Raw genomic sequence first — 18992 nt, 5'->3', positions numbered from 1 at the left:
CCTTTCGTACTAGCGCAGCAGGTCTTCCAACTCAACACCACGATTGGTCTTCTCGTCACGGTACTTGATGATGACGGGAGTGTACAGAGAGAGTCCCCACTCAGCGGCCTTGCCCTTGGTTACTGCTCGCGAACCAGCGACGACCACGGCGTTCTCCGGCACGATGAGCGGCTGATCGCCCGACGAGCGATATGTCTCGCCCTTCGCCACATCGAACAGCGGAGTCGAGCGCGTAAGTATCACTCCCGCTCCCAGCACTGCGCCGCGCCGCACCTGCGTTCCTTCGTAAACGCCGCAGTTCCCGCCAACGAGAACGTCGTCTTCGATGACCACCGGAGAGGCGTTGACCGGTTCAAGCACGCCGCCGATCTGCGCCGCAGCGCTCAGGTGCACGCGCTTGCCAATCTGGGCGCACGAACCGACAAGAGCGTGGGAATCCACCAGTGTGCCTTCGTCAACGTAAGCGCCGACGTTGATATACATGGGCGGCATACAGATCACGCCCGGCGCGACGTAGGCTCCTTCACGAACGGACGACCCGCCGGGGACGACGCGAACGCGGTCTTCGATCGTAAAATGGCGAGCCGGGAAAGTGTCCTTGTCGATGAACGATAGCCCGCAGCCTTCGTTTACGGGCGCCAGCATTCCAAGACGGAAGCCGAGCAGAATACCCTGCTTCACCCACACGTTCGTCTGCCAGGTGCCGCCGATCTTCTCGGCGGCACGAGCGTGTCCATGGGTCAGGGCATCGCGAAATTCACTGAAGATGGCGCGTGCGCCGTGCTCGTTGGCGGCCTCTACCCCTAACGCGAAGAGGCGTTCTATCTCGTATCTCAATTCAGGCATTGTGGTGGGAGTATATCGAATGCGCTCAGGCGAAACCATGAGAGATCGGCGCGACCGGTCCACGTTGCATCCAAGTAGCTCGATGGCGGAACTGGACCAACTGCTGGGGCGCACGCTCGTCATGGTTGCGCATCCGGATGATGAATGTATTGCGTGCGGAGCCTTGCTGCAACGCATTCGCGAGCCGGACGTAGTGTTTGCCACGGACGGCGCGCCGCGCGACCGCTACTTCTGGAAGAGCTATGGCTCGCGCGAAACTTACGCCGCATTGCGGGAACAGGAGGCCCGGCGCGCGCTTGCTCACGTTGGCGTACACCAGATGGAGTTTCTGGCCGACGCGCCCGAGTTGCGCGGAGTCCTGGTGGACCAGGAACTCTTTCGCGATCTGCCGGAGGCGTTCGGAAGATTCTCGGCCGTGATTGAGCGGGTGCGGCCCGACGCGCTGCTCACGCTGGCCTATGAGGGCGGACATCCGGATCACGACGCATGCAGCTTTCTCACGTCGCTACTGGCCCGCGACTATGACCTGCCTGCCTGGGAAGCGCCGCTTTACCACCGGGTAGAACTGGCGGGCAAAGAACATCGCCATCTCGGCACGCAGACTTTTATCGGGACGAGCGGTGGCGAGATTGATCTGCGGCTTACCCCAGGCGAACTTCGTCGCAAACGCGCCATGACCGCCGAGTACAAGACGCAAGGCGACTTCCTCCAGGTCTTTGACATTGCACGCGAGGTGTTTCGTCCGCAAATTGAGTACGACTACTCGAAGCCGCCGCACGAGGGACGCTTGAATTACGAGGCGTGGCAATGGCCGATGACCGGAGCCGACGTGTGCGCAAGCTTTGCGGATTTTCTGCGGGCCCACGGATTGCGCAGACGGCGGCACGCGTGAGTGCCAGTTCTGGATGCAACCTGAGCTGCCGTGATCGAGTCCAAGTTGCGCAGTAGCTGGCGCAGCAGGCGACCTAGATGAAACGCTCCGTTCTATATATCTCGTATCCCATGTTGCCCGTGAGCGACGCCAGTTGTGGCGGTGCCGAGCAGATGCTGTGGTCGCTGGAGCGCGAGATGAACGCTCGCGGCTGGCGAACGAGCGTTGCAGCGTGCGATGGTTCAAGCGTCAGCGGCGAACTCCTCGCGACCGGATACGCGCCGAAGCACCACGATGCATTTGAGGAGCGCGCGGCCGACCACGCCGGCAAGGTTATCAACTTCCTCTCCGGCGAAAACGGATTCGACCTTGTTCATGACAAGAGCGGCCACTTCTGGCAGCACGCCGCAAAGATAAATCGGCCCGTGCTTGTGACCCTCCACCTGCCGCGCAGCTTCTATCCGGAAAGTCTGTTCCGCTCCTTGGCTTCAAACGTGTTTTTCAACTGCGTTTCCAGTTCGCAAGCTTGCGAATTCCGGGACCTGCCAGGCATGGTTGGCGTGGTGTCCAACGGTATTGCTGTCGAGCGGTTTCCTCTGACGCCAGGGAAGCAGAACTACCTGCTCTGGCTGGGCCGTATCTGTCCCGAGAAAGCGCCGCACATCGCAATCGAGGTGGCGCAACGCGCGCGGGTGCCGTTGGTCATCGCCGGGCAGGTATATCCCTTCTCTTACCACCAGCAGTACTTCGAGCGCAAGATCAAGCCCCGCATCGAGAACGCGGACAGCCCTGTTCGCTACGTGGAGTCGCCCAGCTTCGAAGAGAAAGTTGAACTGCTGCGACACGCGAGGGCACTGCTGATCTCAACGCAAGCGCACGAAACGAGTTCGCTCGTCGCCATGGAGGCCATGGCGTGTGGCACGCCAGTTGTGGCGTTCGGACACGGCGCTCTGTCTGAAATCGTTGACCACGGCGTGACCGGGTACGCTGTCCGCAGCAAGGAAGATATGCTCGCTGCGCTCGATGACCTGGACTGCATCTGGCCAGAGGCTTGCCGCGCGCGAGTGGAGGAACACTTCACTTCGAGTCGCATGGCCGGCCAGTACGAGGCGATCTACGAACAGGTGTGTGCCGACTCGGAAAAGGGTGTATTACAGCAGCGTTGAGTTTAGTGGGCGTAGATTGCTGACAAAGTCGTGCATGTGAGAAACACCTTGAAAAAAGGTCCTCCTGAGCGAGGGCGTTAGCCCGAGTCGAAGGATACTCACAAGTTGTCTTAATGAGCGGAGCGGCTAAGTCGCGGAGTCGAAGGACCATTTCATCAACGCCGAGCTGCTGCTGCTCCGTCGCCAACCTGCTATTGCGCCGTGCTGCTGCTCCTGATGAGCCCCGCTTCGGCGGCAATCTTTTCGAGCTTCGCGCGAGTCTCCTTGCGCATTGGCAACATGGGCAGGCGGTAGTTCTCCTCGATGCGTCCCATCATGGCGAGCACGGCTTTCACCGGCATCGGGTTCGACTCGATGAAGTTGGCCTGCATCAGCGCCAGATATCTGCGGTGCAGGCGGCGCGCCGTCGTCCAATCGTTCGCAAGCGCGGCGCGAGTCATCTCGGCCATTTCCTTCGGAATCTCGTTCGACGCAACGGAGATGATTCCGACGCCCCCAAGCGCAATTACCGGAAGCGTGATGGCGTCATCTCCCGAGAAGACGAGGAATCCCTCAGGAACAGCGTTGAACACATCGGCGATCTGCGAGATGTTGCCGCTGGCTTCCTTCACTGCGGCAACGTTTTTCAACTCTGCCAGACGCGCCAGCGTGGCAGGCTCGATGTTTGCCGCCGTGCGTCCTGGGACGTTGTAGAGAACGAGCGGCTTGTCGACTGCTTCCGAGATGGCTTTGAAATGCTGGTACTGGCCTTCCTGCGTGGGCTTGTTGTAATACGGCGAGGCGGTCAGGATGGCATCCACGCCCCTGATGCGCGCGACGGTTTGTGCGCGCTCCACCGCTTCGCGGGTCGCATTGGACGTGGCTCCGGCGAGGATCGGCACGCGCCCGGCGACTACCTCGATTGTCACCTCGATGACGCGCAGCCACTCTTCTCGCGTGAGCGTCGGCGTTTCGCCCGTAGTGCCGCAGGGCACGAGGAAGTCGATGCCGGACTCAACCTGCCACGCAACCAGATTACGCAGCGCTGTTTCGTCAATCGAGCCATCGTTCTTGAACGGCGTAACGATTGCGGTGCCGCATCCACGCAGTCTCATTAACCTTACCCCGCTGGAAGTTTTGACCATTCTAAGCTGTCGCGAGAAATCCGGCCATGGGCCCGAAAACGGGGAATGTCGATTTGGAGCATCTTCGGGTCGCAGGAACGACACCGAAGCAGGACGGAGAGTCCGAAGCGACGCACAACAGCCCTACAACTGGTCGAAGATGTCCTTGAACTCGTAGAAGCCCTGGCGTCCGGCAATCCACTCAGCCGCCCGCAACGCACCTTCGGCGAAGCCGCGACGATTTTTGGCATCGTGCGTGAGCATGATGCTGTCGGCAGGGGAATCGAGCATGAGAACGTGCATCCCAACCGTTTCGCCTTCGCGAATCGACGCAATCTCAACCTTGCTGCCGCCGTGCTGCTCCATGATCTGCTGAATTGTCACCGCCGTGCCTGACGGAGAGTCTTTCTTGTGAACGTGATGCCGTTCGAGAATGGTCGCTTCGTAGTTGTGTTTCATCGCCGCAGCGGCCGTGCGCACCATCTGGAAGAACAGGTTCACGCCGATAGAGAAGTTCGAGGCGAAGATGAATCCCGTGCCGCTCGTGGAGACGAGTTGCCTCACCTGCGGAATGTGTTCGTACCAACCGGTAGTGCCGACGACCATGTTCGCGCCCGCACGAGCACACGCTTCAATGTTGGCGATAACGGCCTGGGGCGTTGTGAAGTCAATGACGGCATCTACGCCGGAGAGCGACTCGCGAGTCAGCGCAGCGCCGTTCTCATTCTCTTCCTGTTCCACGATCCGCACGTTGTGTCCGCGTTCCCGCGCAATTTCCGCGACAAGCGATCCTGTCTTTCCCGCACCCACAAGGACGAAGTTCATGGCGTTTTCCTGTTCTCTCGAGGCACTGGCTAATCGAACGTCTCCGGGTCTGGATTGGCGAAGAACTGCTGGTGCAGGCGGCGGACCGTCTCCGGCACATCGGCCTCGTCGATGACGAACGTAATGTTAATTTCCGACGCTCCCTGCGAAATCATGCGGACGTTGATGTCCTCGATGGCCGAAAAAACCTGTCCCGCGATGCCTGGCTTTTCGCGAATATTCTCGCCCACCAGGCAGACGATTGCCTTGCGTCCGGAATACTTCACGTCGGCAATTTTCTCCAGGTCGGCGGCGATGGCGGGAATCGCTTCGTTGGAGTCGACGGTGAGTGAGACGCTGACCTCCGAAGTCGAGACCACGTCGACCGGGCAGCGATGCCTATCAAACACTTCAAAAATTGTGCGCAGGAATCCGTGCGCCATCAACATGCGAGCCGCGACCACATCGACAATCGTGATGCGCTTCTTGGCGGCAATGGCCTTGAAGATACTCTTCGACTTGGGCGCGATTGCGACAACCAGCGTGCCCTCGTTCTTCGGATTCCGCGAGTTGAGAACGTACACAGGGATATTCTTCTGCACCGCAGGCAGAACGGTCGCAGGGTGCAGCACCTTCGCCCCGAAGTAGGCCAGTTCGGCGGCCTCTTCGAAGCTGATGACCTTGATCCGGTGCGCGTCCGGGCAGATGTTCGGATCGGTCGTCTTCATGCCATCCACGTCGGTCCATATCTCTATGGACTCGGCGTTGAGGGCGGAGCCGATCAGCGCAGCCGAAAAATCTGACCCGCCGCGTCCGATGGTTGTCTGCACACCGTCACGCGTTGCGCCAATGAAACCGCCCATCACAGGAATCCGGCCCTCGTCGAGCAGCGGCTTGATGATTGTCTGTACGCGATCGTCGACAGTGTCAACCTGCGGGATGGCGCGCGTGTGCTGCGCGTCGGTGATCATGACCTGACGCGCATCCACCAGTGTCGCATTCAGCCCGCGCGCGGAGAATGCGGCAGTCACCAGCTTGCTGGAGAGGCGCTCGCCATAAGCCACTACGTAGTCGGACGTGCGCGGCGTCAGTTCTCCGACGGCCGATATGCCCCGCAGGAGCTCATCCAGCGAATCAAACTCACATTCCAGGATTTCGTGGAACTGGGTGAACACGGCCGTCCTGAGCAGTTCGCTTGCCGTGTTGTAGTGACGCTCGCGCAGTCCTCGCGAGAGTTCGATCGCCTTCTCCCGGTCGCTAGCGCCGGCGGCGCGCCCCATGGCAAGTAGCGTGTCCGTCACTTTGGCCATTGCGCTTACGACAACGACCGGACGCCGCGCGGCTCTGCCCTTCACAATGGCGCACGCGCGGTCGATAGCCTCGGCATTTTCGACGGACGTGCCGCCGAATTTCATCACAATCATGGAATGCGCTTCTCGGTTCGTTTTAGCTGCGGACTTCCGCCCTCAGCTCCAACTTCATGCCACGCTGAACGCGGAGACGTAAAGTCTGATTACGGATATGTCTGACCACGGATCGCATTTAGCTGAAGTATCCTTGCGCCTTGAGCAACTCAGCGTTCAGGATGGCTGCTCCGGCGGCCCCGCGAATCGTGTTATGCGACAGCACGGTGAACTTCCAGTCGAGCAAGCCGCACGGACGCAGGCGTCCAACGCTGGCGCTCATGCCATTGCCGCGTTCCGCGTCGAAGCGCGGCTGCGGACGATCCGGACGAACATCGTAGAAGATCGGCTGCGCCGGCGCGTGTGGCAGTTTCAGCTCCTGTGGAACGGCTCGGAAGTCATTCCACGCTGCGATCATGCTATCGGCTGTCGCCTTTCTCTTGAATTCAATCGAGACAGATTCGGTGTGGCCGTCTTCTACGGCAACGCGGTTGCAGTGCGCAGTCATTCCAAACGACGCCTGTTCAACGGCAGCACCGTGCAGTTTGCCGAGCAACTTGCGCGTCTCGGCTTCCATCTTCTCTTCTTCGCTCTTGATGAACGGAATGACATTGCCGAGGATGTCCAGTGAAGCGACGCCCGGGTATCCTGCGCCGCTCACGGCCTGCATGGTTGTGACAAAAATTTTTTCTATGCCGAACGTTTTATGCAGCGGTGCGAGCGCGAGTACCAGTCCGATGGCGGAGCAGTTCGGGTTCGTCACGATGTACCCGCCGGACTGTTTGCGCCAGGTCTGTTTGTCGATCAGTTTCAGGTGATCGGCGTTTACCTCGGGAATGACCAGCGGAACGTTCTCGTGCATGCGGAAAGCGCTGGAGTTCGAGATGACGGCGCAACCGGCTTCGGCGAATTGCGGCTCAAGATCACGAGCGATATCTGCGTCGAGCGCGGCGAAGATCACCTTCGGCGCGTGGTCCGGCGCGGCCGGCGAGAGCTTCATTCCGGCAATGCGCGCAGGGATTGCCGTGCGCATCTTCCAGCGGGCGGCTTCGGCGTAGGGCTTTTCTGACGAGCGTTCCGAGGCGGCAAGCCACGCCACCTCAAACCAAGGGTGATTTTCGAGAAGCTGAATAAAGCGCTGGCCCACCATACCGGTAGCGCCAAGAATGCCGACAGAAATCTTTTTTTGCATCAACTTATGATCCAAACACTACGCGGCTTGCGAATACACTTAGGCGCGCGCAGGCAAAGGGGTATTCAGAATTTATATCACCTGTCGCGAGGCGACGGGCGCAGTTCTTTCGGGACAGGACGTTCGTCGTAAGAGTTCGGGGCGCAGCACCTGCCTGTCCGGCGATTCTGCGCCTTTGCCCTCAGGTTTGGTATGCTCCGCGGCGACAGGTTGATGCGTTCCCAGTACACGGAGGCAACATGCCGGAACTACGCCAGAACCGGTTCACGAAGGAATGGGTAATCATCGCCACCGAACGAGCCAAGCGTCCGGAAGAGATGGCCATCCTACACGAAGTCAAGCCCTTGCCGAGTTATGTCGCGGCTTGCCCATTCTGTCCGGGTAACGAGCGCCTTGCGCCTCCCGAGGTGTGTCACATGGACGGCCCGGATGGCGCTTGGCAGTTGCGCGTCATTCCGAACAAGTTTGCGGCTCTGGCGCGCGAGGGAGAACCGAGGCGCGTAATCTCGCGGTCGCACCGAACGATGAATGGTGTCGGCATCCACGACGTTATCGTCGAAGCGCGTGACCACAACGCCAACACTGCGTTTTTATCAGACGAGCATGTGGCGAACATTCTGCGCTGTTACCGCGAGCGCTATCTGCAGGTCAGCCAGGACCTTCGGGTCACGCACGTGACGATCTTTAAGAATCACGGTCTCGCAGCGGGCACAAGCCTGGAGCATCCGCATTCGCAGTTGATCGCGACGCCTGTCATATCGCACCAGGTGCGCAACCGGATTTACGAGGCGCTTCGCCACTATGACGAGTTCGGCGAATGCATTTTCTGCGAGGTGCTCAACGAGGAGTTGGAAGAAGAAACGCGGGTTGTGGTCGCGACAGAGCACTTCGTGGCGTTAGAGCAGTTCGCGTCGCCAACGCCGTTTGCTACACACATCTATCCGCGCCGCCACATGGCCAGCTTCGGTGCGATCAACGATCTCGAAGTGACAGACCTTGGGCGAGTGCTGCGCACCGTTCTGGCCAAGCTTTATGTAGGGCTTCAGAATCCCGACTATAACTACACCATTCGTTCCGCACCCGCTGAAAACGTGGGTGTGAAGTACTACCACTGGTACCTGAGCATCATCCCGCGACTGACGCGCGTCGCCGGCTTTGAGTTGGGCTCCGGCATGTTCATCAACACCGTGTTGCCGGAGGCCGCTGCGGAATTCCTGCGCAACTTGCCGATTGTCCATCGATGAGGCGCGCTGCGGCGCACCTCATCTGCCGTGTGGCGCGGTTGCGGCGGTATCGCTTTTGACCACGTACTCATCCAGGATCACCGCGATCAGGGCCGCCGTAGGCACCGCCACTAGTGCGCCTAGAATGCCAGCCAGCGTGCCGCCAATCGCCAGTGCGATCACCACCGCAAGCGCGGGTAGATCGACCGTGGATTTCATGATGCGCGGCGTCAGGTACGCGTTCTCGACCTGCTGGTATATCAAGTAAAAGATCACTACGACGGCGGCTTTCGTCCACGAATCGAATGCGGCGACGGTCGCCGCCAGCACCGCAGAGATTACCGGCCCAACAATAGGAACGATATTTGTGATTCCTGCAAAGACGCCGAGCGCATAGAAGTATTTCACTCCCAGGACCCAGAAAACGATCATCGAAGAAGTGCCGAGGATGAGCATGAGCGTGAGCTGTCCCAGCAGCCACCTGCTTACGCGGCGCTCTGCGACAACGGCAGTGTACTCAAGCTTCGGGCGTAGTTCCTGCGGAAACAGCGACAGGGTCCAATGAAACGCGCGCTCACCGCCGATGATGAAGTAGGCGGTCAGGACCAGCCAGCTAAAGAATCCGGCTACACCTCCCGCCACGCCCTTGAACACGCCAAGGACCCCGCCAAGGGCATTCGCAACATAGCCCTGCAGCGACGACGGATCAACTCCCTGCGCGAACGGCAAGTGCTGCACGCGTTCAACGACGCGTGACACCTTGCCAGGCAGATCAGTGGAGAATGCCTGAATGTCACGGAAGATGGGTGGAATGGCGAAGACGAAGAAAAGCGTCAGCACCCCGAAACCAGCAGCGAGCAGGGACAGTGTGGCCACTCCTCGCCCTGGACGCCAGCGGCCAACGTGCATGCGTTGGACGAATTTGATGCCAGGTCCGACAACGACGGCGAACAATCCCGCAATGTAGATGAGTAGCAGCACGCTGCGAACGTGCCATGCGGCCGCGAGCAGGATAGCTACGAAAAATGTGAACAGGATATCTGAGCGGTGTTGAGTGGCCATAGGGTTAGGGGCACGATGTTAGCCCAGGCTGCGGGCGAAGTCATCTGCGTCCTGTTGGATGCAAGCTGATCTGGATGTAATTGTTGTTTGCGCATCCCCCGTGAGCTTTGTACCCCAATCAGTCGCGCACGACTTCGGTACCGTCGCTGTCGATCACGATGCGGATCAGTTTGTGATTGCTGTCGAGCCACATTGCCCAGTTTCCGCCATCGGCCTCGAGATTGAAGCGGCTGAGTTGCATTTCCTGTCCGCGAATGTTGACCTGCTCCCGTCCCTTGAACTCGATGCTGATCATGGCTGCTGTGCGTTGGCGCGGGACAACGATGCCAAACTGCGATTTGGGCAATTCGCAGGATGTGCCGCCCGGCGGCACCTTGCATGTGCTTCCGAGATAGCGCCACGCCAGGATTTCCCGGTGAGAGAAGAAGTAGTCGTCGAGCACCATGCTGCTCGCGGGGACGAGAAAAGGCTGCTCGACGGTCTTGTTGTTCACGACCGTGCGCTCAACCAGGAACTGATCGCTGGGTTCGACCGTGGCTTGCGACTTCCCGGGACTGAGTTCGCGCCACTCATATTTCCGGAGCGTGCCACTCGGCGTGAGTTCCAACCGCGAGGTTTGGGTCGCCTTGACTTTGCCGTCATCCACCTTCAGTTCAGAGGTGGCGATGCTGACGTCCGGCTGTTGCTTGATCGTAAATGTCTCCGTCGCGACACGGCGTCCGCCAACGAATATACCGAACGAACCAGAGTCCACTACCGGGCTCTCCGCACGCTGTTTCTTGTCGGCTCCGAACAGCGCGGTAACGCCACACAGAGCGAAGAGGACCACGAACATCTGAGCTAATACCAGGACTATTCTGCGCTTACCCAAGTGAAACCTCCGCTGCATCATGCCAGTTCTGCCACAAGAGACTCAAGCTCCCGAACGACTTCGGCGACGCTCTTCCGGGTCGTTTGCAGGTGAAAGGTCGCCTGCAGATAGTGCGGCCGCCGTTCTTCGTATAGCAGGCGGAACTGTGATTCATCCCTGAACAGAGGGCGCTCCGGCCCGGCCATGCGACAACGTTCGAGAAGTTCGTCCGCGGATGCGTCGAGATGGATTATTGGTGCGCCACATTTCCCGAGCAGTTCCTGGTTCTGCGGTTGCGCGAATGCACCTCCGCCGAGCGCAACCACCGTCGGGTCGCCGTCGTTCAACGCGCCTAGCAATGCAGACAACGCATCCGCCTCTGCGCGCCGAAACGCCTGTTCGCCGCCTTGGAAGATGTCTGCCACCGACTTTTGTTCGCGCGCTTCAATCTGGGTGTCCAGGTCGATAAAGCGCCAGCCGAGGCGTTCGGCGAGCGCAGCGCCCACCGTCGTCTTGCCCGATCCCATGAAGCCGACGAGGAATACAACGCGACGCTGATGACGGACTTGTGACGCCGGACACACTTTGAGCGCTCAACCTTCTCTGCGAGCTTTGGCGAGAGTACAAACCCTGGTGCGCACCATGTGCGCACCCATGGGAGCCGGCATTCACGCCTCAGTAAACCGATGTTTACTGCTTCTTGACGCGGATTGTACCACTGAAAGAACGGAGCTGAACCGAAGAGGAGCCCGAGTTGGACGTGCCGGCAAAAGCGCGTGTATTGGCAGCGAAGGACGTGTGCTGCTTAGGCTGGAAAGGAAAGTCGTTCTGCACGCTGCCCTTGACCGACCGCGCGGTAATGTCAACCGAGGCGCTGGCCGGTAACGTGACATCGATGTCGCCTGAGTGGCTGGTGAACGTGTAATCACCTTCCCGGCCGAAGTCGCCGGAGTAAGCGATTTTCCCGTTCGTGGTGTTCACTTCCACACGTGGACCGTCGACGTTTGTAAGCTCCACGTTTCCGGAAACGGAGGTGATCTCAACGTGCGCGTTCGCAACGTTCACAAGCCGCACTGGACCGCCCATCGTGCGCACGTGCACATGACCATAGCCGGACTCGCGGACGTCAATCTGGGCGGTGTCGCCTTCAAGGTTGATGTCTCCGCGCATGCGTTCGGCCGCAATGGGGCCATTTGAGGAACGGATGTTCAGGGCCACATCCGGCGGCACGGAAATCTCGTAGTCGACACGTGACTGGTCTGTGTCAAGCTTGGGCTGTAACAGGTGGGTGCGAACTTCAATACGGGTTCCGGACTGGTTCTGGTCGATCTCGACTTTATCGGAGTACGTCGTTGCAGCGATCGCTACCTGGCGTCCCGCCCATGCACGCACCGTCACGGCACCGGACTCGTTCACGATTGTGAGGGTCGCGCCGGGCGCGGCAGAGAACTTGAAATCCTTACGGGTTTGAGCCGGTGCCTGGATCGCAGCAAGGCACGCCAGGGCGACAACAGCCAGCTTCGCAGCCGTAAGCCTATTTCCCATGCCTCTCTCCTGCCCTCAGCTCGCGCGCCGTCGCAGCAACCGGGGGCTCACGTCGCTCATTCTGCGGGACGGGTCGCCATCTGGTAGAGCATGTTCTTCTGCTCGTACGCCTGCATGAGGTATTGGCGAGCTTCGCCATCCGAGGGATCGTCCTGCAAGGATTGCTTGGCGTCGCTGATGTAAAGGTTGACCTGGTTCAAATTGTCTTCGTAGTTCTGTCGCAGCGCAGGGTCGCGATCGGCGACAGCTTGCAGCACCTGCTGATCATCTTCGTCCACGGCGGCGGTAGGCGCTGGCACGGGTTCCGCAAGCGGCGCGTTTGTGATTTCGGCGGAGCGCATCCCCTTACTGCGATATACAAACAAGCCAACGCCGAGCAGCAAAAGGATCGTCATTGGCAGGAGCCATCCCCATCTGGACCGTTGGGGTCCTAGAAGACCCCTCCTTGCCTGGGCGGGTTTCACCAGGCCTTCCCGCTCAAGCGATTTAGAGATTCCGTCCCAGACCCTCGGGCTCGGGCTTTCCATGGGAACCAGCAGCTTTGCCTGCTCGGCAATGTACCTGAGGTCTGAAACGAGGTCGGAGCAAACGGCGCAGAGTCGCAGATGCTCCTCGTGCGCGGCTGTGCCGCCACCATCGATAATGTATGGCAAATCGCGCTGAAATTCTGCGCAGGTCATTTCTTCTCTCCCCGATATCGCGCCCGGTCGCCTGGCGCTTCGGAATGTCGTGTCATTCAGTTCACTCGCTTGCCGTGCCATGCCGCCGGGGCACGCCTCCCTTACCGCCTCAAGGCCTTTTCGGCTCTGCTGGTCTTCAGGAGGTCCCTCAACTTCATGCGCGCTTTGTGTAATTGAGATTTGCTGTTTCCGATGGAGCAGCCCATCATCTCGGCAATCTCGTTGTGCTCGTAACCCTCAATATCATGAAGCACAAATATGATGCGATAGCCGGGGGGCAGGCTCTCAATCGCGCGTTCAAGATTTACGCGGTCGATCGATCCGGCAAGGACGTTATCGCGCGCTCCAATGTCCTTTTTCGGACCATCTTCCTGCTGCGGCTCCATGGTTTCTTCCAGCGAAACCTCAGGAAGGCCTTTTTTGCGCAGGTGCATCAGTACTACGTTTACTGCCAATCTGTGCAGCCACGTCGAAAAGGCGGATTCGCCCCGGAAGGTCGCGATCTTCCGGTAGAGCTGGAGAAATGCTTCCTGCGTAAGGTCTTCCGCCTCAGCAGTGTTCCCGGTCATTCGGAGACAGAGTGAGTACACACGCCGTTTGTGCAGGCCATACAGCGCCTCAAACGATTCGGCGTCTCCTTGCTTGGCTCTCTCGATCGCCTCCGCTTCAGAGATACCGGAAGCCAGAATTTTCTTCGCTTGTGTCAAATCGCCCTTGTCAGGTCGCTATCTGGTGAGATGCGGCCAGTGTAGCTGTTCGTTGTACTTGAGCGTCCCCGGGCTACGAGGTGCATCGTTACGAGGTACGTTGTATTCACCGTGGGTCCGCGGCCTACGTCGGCAGTACCGGCGTTCGGGGTGAGATCGGGCCTAAGACTGGATGCCAACATAAAAGAGGCGTTCGGCAGCCACTTTGGTTGCCTGAGCGCCTCAATTTAAAAGCTCGGGTGCGCTGACCGGCAGGTTCTCCGGTCGGCCCGTAGGCCTTGCGCCCCTACTACTTAGATGCCGCACCGGCCGTAATGGTCTCAAGTCCGTGCGCGCTCGGACCCTTTTCGGTCTTCCAGAGCAGGAACGAGAACAGGAGCCCTAAGAAGCCGAGCGTCGATAGCGTGTAAAGCATTGGGTTATAGCCGGAGGGATTGGCGGCGCCCGCTCCGTACACGTCGTTCGCTCTGCCAATCGCTTCGTTCATGCCCGCCACGCCAAGCTGCTGTACCAGAGTCATCAGTGCATATGCCGTCCCCAGTTTGCGCTCGTCCACGATGTATGCCACCGATGGCCACATGATGGCAGGGATCATCGAGTACGCAATTCCAACGAACGCAATCGGGAGATAGAGACTCAAGTGGAGCGCAGGAATCATCATCACGAAGACCGGGGTCAGCAGCAGGGAGCCCACGGCCATGAACAGGGCGCGATGTCCGATCCGATCCACCAGCAAACCGAACAGCGGCGTGGCGATCATCGCCGAAAGCGGCAGCAGGCTGTTCAGCCCGCCGGCAGCTTCGCGCGACAATCCATGTCCTTCCTGGAAGAACTTGATGGCGAATGCGCGGAATGGCAGGATGGCGGAGTAGAAAGTGACGCACAAGGCCACCACGTACCAGAACGAGCGATTGAAGCGAAGCAAGTCGCGCCAAACCAGCTTGTCAGTGGACCCCGCTTCACCAAGCGTGTATTTGCGCTCGGCGTTACTCTCCAGCATCCAGTAGACAATTGCCCCCAGGAGGCAGAAGCCGCCGATAACGGCAGAGACCCATAGCGGATCATGCCAGTTGCTATACCAGCGTCCCGCCCAGGTTGGAGAATTGTCTGCCGCAACCGATCCCAGCCGCGCCACGGTCAGGTTGATGCCGAAGGCGAAGCTCAGCTCCTTGCCCTTGAACCACTTCGCCAGCGCCGTCGTGACCGCCACAATCAACGATTCGGCGCCTAATCCCAGCAGAAGCCGTCCAGCCAGCATCACGTAGAAGTTAGGCGAAATCGCCGTCAAGACGCCGGCAACGGTGCAGACCGCGCCGAACAGCATGACGGCCTTTTTCGTGCCGAATCGGTCGATGATGACGCCGCCCAGCAGCAAGGTTGCGACCGCTGCGTAGCTGTACACGGAGTACAGCCTGCCAATCATCACGTCGCTGAAGCCCAACTGCGACTTCAGCAAGTCGGCAATTGGCGCAATGCTGTCGTAAACGTAGTAGTTGCCAAACATCGCAAGGCTGATAAAGATCAGCACCAGCCAGCGATACATTCTGCTGGGCTGTGGACGCTGGCTCGGCATGTAAGCTTCGGCCATCGGGGAGACCCTTTCACTTGGTCTGCAAAGCGCACGGTGGCAACAGCTCTCACCGTGAAGGCTGAACGATAGCAGATGCCGCGCCGCGCGGCTAGGCAGCGGTAGAGCGCGGATACGGGTTCTTTCGCTCTGCCACGTTGTTCACGCTCGGCATAGGCTCGCGTCTATGCGGCAAGCGTAACTGCGCGTAAAGTATGTTGATCCGTTCCGGGGCGGCAATTTCGTTGGAGGCTTTCTTATGAAAAGAGTGTTTTCCAGAAAAACTTTCGCCGTGTTTGCCGTCATCCTGCTGGCGAGTTGTGTGCTCAGCGCACAGGAACAACGCATACAGCAAACCGAGCAAAGAGTTGGCGCGCAGCCTGAGCGCCGCCGCAGCGTCGAGCCTCCGGCGAAGAAGCTCTCTGCCGAAGAACGCGAGAATGTCATGCAGATGCTCGAATCCTCCGAGGGCCAGGCTCGCGGCATTGAAGACCCTGGCTCGCGAGCATACGCCTTGCTGCAACTGGCGCGCTCCTACCAGGCGGCGAACAGGAAGAAATCACTTGCCCTGCTCGAAGATGCCCTGACTTCGGCGCGAAGTATGGAGACAGGCGATTCTCGCCCCCGCAGCACTGCCAAGAGAACCCTTCAAGAGCAGATTCTGAATACGATGGTGCCCATCACAGCGGAACGCGTGGACGAGTTGCTCTCCGAAGTCGATCTCGACGTCCGCGAACGCGTGTTGATCGCATTGCTCTCGTACTACGAAAAGAACAACGAACTCGACCGCGCCATCGACATGATCTACCGGATAGGACAGGAGCAGGAGATTCCGTACGCTGCGGTGAACCGCGTCATGGCGCGCATGAAGCCTGAGCAGTCAGCTGAGATTCAGCAACTATTCACCAATGCACTCAGCAGCTTCCGCGATCACGAGCACACCGGCATGTCCAGAATCGGTCCAGGCGACTTCGGCGCGCTCGTCACGTCCTATTACAAGCAGCTCCCGCCCGTGCTGGTGCAGCAGGCCATCGATGTGCTGCTTTCGAATGCGAAGAAGCAGGACGAGAAGGGCGAGGACAAGTCGAAGATCAGCATCGCGTCCGCAAAGGGAGCGGCTCAACTGAACTCGCAATACGAGTACAGGCTGTTCCAACTCTTGCCGATCATCCGCGAATTCGATGAACGCCAGGCGGAAAAGCTCCTGAAGGATCAGCAAAACCTGCAGACGCTGCTCGATAGGTATCCGCAAGGGCTGGGCGGCGTTGCGCCGGAAACATCGCGTCCCGACAGCGGTGAACGCCGGCGCGAAGCTGGCGGTGGAACATCTTTTATGGTCTCCAGTGGCGGCCCCGGACCAGGCGGCCCTGGACCCGGTGGCCCAGGACGCGGCGGACCTGGTGGGCCAGGTGCCGGTAGACCCATGCCGAGCCCAGTCGAAATGCAGAGAGCATCGAAAATCGTGGCCGACGCTGACGAGCATCCGCAGGACGCCCTCGCCAATGCCAGTGCGTTAAGCGATCCCCGTCAAAAAACCAGCGCGCTCCTCGGCATTGCGCGCGCCACCCTGAAGAAGAATTCCAGCGTAGCTCGCGCCGCACTGGGTAAGGCGCTGGACGCAATGGCTCCGCTACAGCCAGACGACCAGATTATGCAGTTGCGCGATGTCGCAGGAATGTACCTGCAATTGAATGAGACGGAAGACGCAAAGAAGGTCATCGAGAAGGGCATTGCGCTGGCCGAAAAGGTTTACAAGACCGATGTCAACGCTGACGATCCAAACACGGCGATGAAGGCCTACTGGCCTTCTACCAACGGCTGGCGCTCGATGATCGCGTCCGCAGTGAGAATCTCGCCACCTTGGGCGCAAGGCCTGCTGAAGGAAATTCCCGATGACGACATTCGCACCATAGTCCAGATAGGGTTGGCAAACTCGCTACTCGGCGTCTCGCAAGGAAACATCACTGTGATGTCGCAGACCAAGAGCGGCGCCAGCATGATGATGATGCAGGAAGACCGCGAAGAACGTTGAGTCGCGAGTTGAAGATTTGCAAAGCTCGGTCACTCGTGCAGCTACGCAACGCTTACTGCTGCTTCACCCGGTCGATATCCTCGTTGGTGTAGAGGCGGCCTGCTTGCGATTTCGTTCCGCGACGCTCTCTAGCGATCTCGCCAAGACTGCGGGTTTGCGCAGCCTTGGAACCGTAGGCTGGCTCGCCGCCCGCAACTACGAAGTCGAAGCGCAATTGTCCCAGACGGCCCACCGGTGGCATTTCTGCGCCTTGCGGCAAGCCGACCGTCGAGGGCTGCACTTCCGTATTGGCGTAGGTAGGCACGACAACGTATGTCTTATTGAGCACTACGGGCGGCGTGAGTCCATTGCCCAGGTCGAGGATTGGAGGCGACAACGCCGGACCACTGACCACGATTGCACTCTGTGGCGGGAGGCTGGAAAACGTGCCAGCAATCGGCACCTGTGCAGACATCAACGCGCACCACAACAGCAGCCCTAGAAGAATCAGCAATTGCCTCATACGGAAGTCTCCCGCACCCGCAACTCTGCGCGAGCGCCATCAACGTACGTTGGATTAACAGGAAGTAAACAGAGGATGCCAAAAGGCAGACTTCAGACTTCAGACGGCAGACATTGGACCGCAGACGTCAGACATCGGGCAGCAGACGGCGGACGACGAACGCAGACTTCAGGGGGCAGGCCGCGGGCGTGATCGCAAGGCGCATGACGAGGACGGAAGGTCAGACTTGCCAGGCGCAATTCCCCAGATGATGCCGGCACGAGTTCGACGTCTATCGTCTGCCGTCTGACGTCCGATGTCTGCTTTTTACGATCCGATGAATCTGGCGTACAGGCTGCGGGCGATGGAGGCATCGGTTGTGCCCTTAACGATGGCGCGGCCGTCGGGGAAGAGCGTTACTTCGTAGGGATCGCGCCAGAATTTCAGCACGAACTCGTTGTGGCGCACGGTGCCGTGCGGTTCGAGTCGCCGTGTGATTTCGCCGAAGTCGATGGGCCGGTTGCGTTCGTGTATCTGCACGGAGTTGCGGCCGCACATCGTTATGTGAGGACGCCCTTCGCCAGCCAGGTGAACGAAGTCGTGTTCGGCGCACGCACGGCAGTCTTTGCGAGGCCGTTCCGTACCGATCTCGGCATGATCGTTGCTCCAGACGTCGAACGAGAGCAAGCTTCGCCGCATCTTGTCAGTCGCGCCAACCAGAAACTTCGTTGCCTCCGTTGCCGCGACCGACGCCACCAGGTTCACCGCAGAGTTGAGGATGCCAGACGTGTCGCACGTTTCGACGATGCCCTTCGGCGAATCAGGAAAGACGCAAGCCAGGCACGCCGTCTCGCCGGGCAGCACGTTCATGGTTACGGCATAGCTGCCAACCGCAGCGGCATAGATCCACGGCACCGAATGTTGAATCGCGTAATCGTTCAGTAGGTATCGCGTCTCGAAATTATCGGTCCCGTCGAGCACGATCTGTGCGTCTTGCAGAAGCTCATCGATGTTGGAAGGCGTCAGGTCGGCGACCTGCGGTTCGACGGTGATCTCTGAGTTGAATGCGCCAATCTTGCGCGCGGCTGCGATGGCCTTGGGCAGGGACTCAGCCGCATCGGCCTCATCGAACAGCACCTGGCGCTGAAGATTGCTAGGCTCTATGTAGTCGCGATCAATGACGCGCAGGTGTCCCACTCCGGCGCGCGCGAGCAGGGAACTAAGGGCAGAGCCGGTCGCTCCGCAGCCAACCACGGCTACGCGCGACTGGGCCAGGCGCTGCTGTCCTTCTACTCCAATGCCGCGGAAAAGGATCTGCCGCGAATACCGCTCTTCGAATCGCACTTTGCTGTCCATAGTAGAAGGGTTGAACAGGTATTATAAGGGCCTGTCATCCAGGAAAATTCAGGTGCGCTTGCCGGGCTGGATCGGTTTCAGGGAAACCCCGTTGCATCATGGGC

At 59.5% G+C, this 18992-nt stretch carries 18 protein-coding genes; 4 read left to right on the top strand and 14 right to left on the bottom strand.

The window, feature by feature from the left end:
- Nucleotides 1–9 precede the first annotated feature (9 nt).
- A complete protein-coding gene (locus VN622_02310) occupies nucleotides 10–846 on the bottom strand; it encodes a 2,3,4,5-tetrahydropyridine-2,6-dicarboxylate N-succinyltransferase (GenBank protein HWR34686.1) in 837 nt (278 codons plus the stop codon).
- Nucleotides 847–865: 19 nt separating this feature from the next.
- Between VN622_02310 and VN622_02305 the strand changes: the two genes are divergently transcribed.
- Both VN622_02305 and VN622_02300 read left to right on the top strand, forming a co-directional pair.
- Nucleotides 866–1738 carry a PIG-L family deacetylase gene (locus VN622_02305; GenBank protein HWR34685.1) on the top strand — a complete coding sequence of 291 codons (873 nt, stop codon included), beginning with the start codon at nucleotides 866–868 and terminating at the stop codon, nucleotides 1736–1738.
- Between the two features lie 77 nt (nucleotides 1739–1815).
- The gene (locus VN622_02300) at nucleotides 1816–2883 is read left to right on the top strand and encodes a glycosyltransferase (protein HWR34684.1); all 1068 of its coding nucleotides are present in this window, start codon (nucleotides 1816–1818) and stop codon (nucleotides 2881–2883) included.
- A 191-nt stretch (nucleotides 2884–3074) separates the two neighbouring features.
- On the opposite strand, the gene dapA is transcribed toward VN622_02300, so the two are convergent.
- The 4 genes from dapA to asd form a co-directional block, all read right to left on the bottom strand.
- Nucleotides 3075–3977: a 4-hydroxy-tetrahydrodipicolinate synthase gene (gene dapA / locus VN622_02295; protein HWR34683.1), complete on the bottom strand. Its 903-nt coding sequence runs from the start codon at nucleotides 3975–3977 to the stop codon at nucleotides 3075–3077.
- A 153-nt stretch (nucleotides 3978–4130) separates the two neighbouring features.
- The gene (locus VN622_02290) at nucleotides 4131–4811 is read right to left on the bottom strand and encodes a dihydrodipicolinate reductase C-terminal domain-containing protein (protein ID HWR34682.1); all 681 of its coding nucleotides are present in this window, start codon (nucleotides 4809–4811) and stop codon (nucleotides 4131–4133) included.
- A 29-nt stretch (nucleotides 4812–4840) separates the two neighbouring features.
- The gene (gene lysC, locus VN622_02285; protein HWR34681.1) at nucleotides 4841–6214 is read right to left on the bottom strand and encodes a lysine-sensitive aspartokinase 3; all 1374 of its coding nucleotides are present in this window, start codon (nucleotides 6212–6214) and stop codon (nucleotides 4841–4843) included.
- 118 nt (nucleotides 6215–6332) lie between these two features.
- The gene (gene asd, locus VN622_02280) at nucleotides 6333–7385 is read right to left on the bottom strand and encodes an aspartate-semialdehyde dehydrogenase (protein ID HWR34680.1); all 1053 of its coding nucleotides are present in this window, start codon (nucleotides 7383–7385) and stop codon (nucleotides 6333–6335) included.
- A gap of 239 nt (nucleotides 7386–7624) precedes the next feature.
- Here asd and galT point away from each other — a divergent pair, with 239 nt between their 5' ends.
- Nucleotides 7625–8629 carry a galactose-1-phosphate uridylyltransferase gene (gene galT / locus VN622_02275; protein ID HWR34679.1) on the top strand — a complete coding sequence of 335 codons (1005 nt, stop codon included), beginning with the start codon at nucleotides 7625–7627 and terminating at the stop codon, nucleotides 8627–8629.
- Nucleotides 8630–8647: 18 nt separating this feature from the next.
- Here the strand turns inward: galT and VN622_02270 are convergent, their stop codons facing one another.
- The 7 genes from VN622_02270 to VN622_02240 form a co-directional block, all read right to left on the bottom strand.
- The gene (locus VN622_02270; GenBank protein HWR34678.1) at nucleotides 8648–9670 is read right to left on the bottom strand and encodes an AI-2E family transporter; all 1023 of its coding nucleotides are present in this window, start codon (nucleotides 9668–9670) and stop codon (nucleotides 8648–8650) included.
- Between the two features lie 118 nt (nucleotides 9671–9788).
- The gene (locus VN622_02265; protein ID HWR34677.1) at nucleotides 9789–10541 is read right to left on the bottom strand and encodes a hypothetical protein; all 753 of its coding nucleotides are present in this window, start codon (nucleotides 10539–10541) and stop codon (nucleotides 9789–9791) included.
- 17 nt (nucleotides 10542–10558) lie between these two features.
- The gene (locus VN622_02260) at nucleotides 10559–11104 is read right to left on the bottom strand and encodes a shikimate kinase (GenBank protein ID HWR34676.1); all 546 of its coding nucleotides are present in this window, start codon (nucleotides 11102–11104) and stop codon (nucleotides 10559–10561) included.
- 106 nt (nucleotides 11105–11210) lie between these two features.
- Complete coding sequence (locus VN622_02255; protein ID HWR34675.1) at nucleotides 11211–12065, bottom strand: DUF4097 family beta strand repeat-containing protein; 855 nt, start codon at nucleotides 12063–12065, stop codon at nucleotides 11211–11213.
- A 56-nt stretch (nucleotides 12066–12121) separates the two neighbouring features.
- Nucleotides 12122–12745, bottom strand: a complete 624-nt coding sequence (locus VN622_02250; protein ID HWR34674.1) for a hypothetical protein — start codon at nucleotides 12743–12745, stop codon at nucleotides 12122–12124.
- A 101-nt stretch (nucleotides 12746–12846) separates the two neighbouring features.
- Nucleotides 12847–13452 (bottom strand): sigma-70 family RNA polymerase sigma factor, encoded by a 606-nt coding sequence (locus VN622_02245; GenBank protein HWR34673.1) that lies wholly within the window; start codon nucleotides 13450–13452, stop codon nucleotides 12847–12849.
- Between the two features lie 289 nt (nucleotides 13453–13741).
- Nucleotides 13742–15040 (bottom strand): MFS transporter, encoded by a 1299-nt coding sequence (locus VN622_02240; GenBank protein HWR34672.1) that lies wholly within the window; start codon nucleotides 15038–15040, stop codon nucleotides 13742–13744.
- A 238-nt stretch (nucleotides 15041–15278) separates the two neighbouring features.
- Here VN622_02240 and VN622_02235 point away from each other — a divergent pair, with 238 nt between their 5' ends.
- Nucleotides 15279–17051, top strand: a complete 1773-nt coding sequence (locus VN622_02235) for a hypothetical protein (GenBank protein ID HWR34671.1) — start codon at nucleotides 15279–15281, stop codon at nucleotides 17049–17051.
- A 52-nt stretch (nucleotides 17052–17103) separates the two neighbouring features.
- Here VN622_02235 and VN622_02230 read toward each other — a convergent pair whose 3' ends face one another.
- Together VN622_02230 and VN622_02225 are read right to left on the bottom strand one after the other, a co-directional pair.
- Complete coding sequence (locus VN622_02230) at nucleotides 17104–17553, bottom strand: hypothetical protein (protein HWR34670.1); 450 nt, start codon at nucleotides 17551–17553, stop codon at nucleotides 17104–17106.
- A 306-nt stretch (nucleotides 17554–17859) separates the two neighbouring features.
- A complete protein-coding gene (locus VN622_02225; protein ID HWR34669.1) occupies nucleotides 17860–18888 on the bottom strand; it encodes a ThiF family adenylyltransferase in 1029 nt (342 codons plus the stop codon).
- Nucleotides 18889–18992: the final 104 nt, after the last annotated feature.

Source organism: Clostridia bacterium (genome assembly GCA_035561135.1).
Lineage (GTDB): Bacteria > Acidobacteriota > Terriglobia > Terriglobales > Acidobacteriaceae > DATMYA01.
Note: the sequence above shows the minus strand (reverse complement) of the source record. Positions and strands in the feature narration are given on the sequence as shown.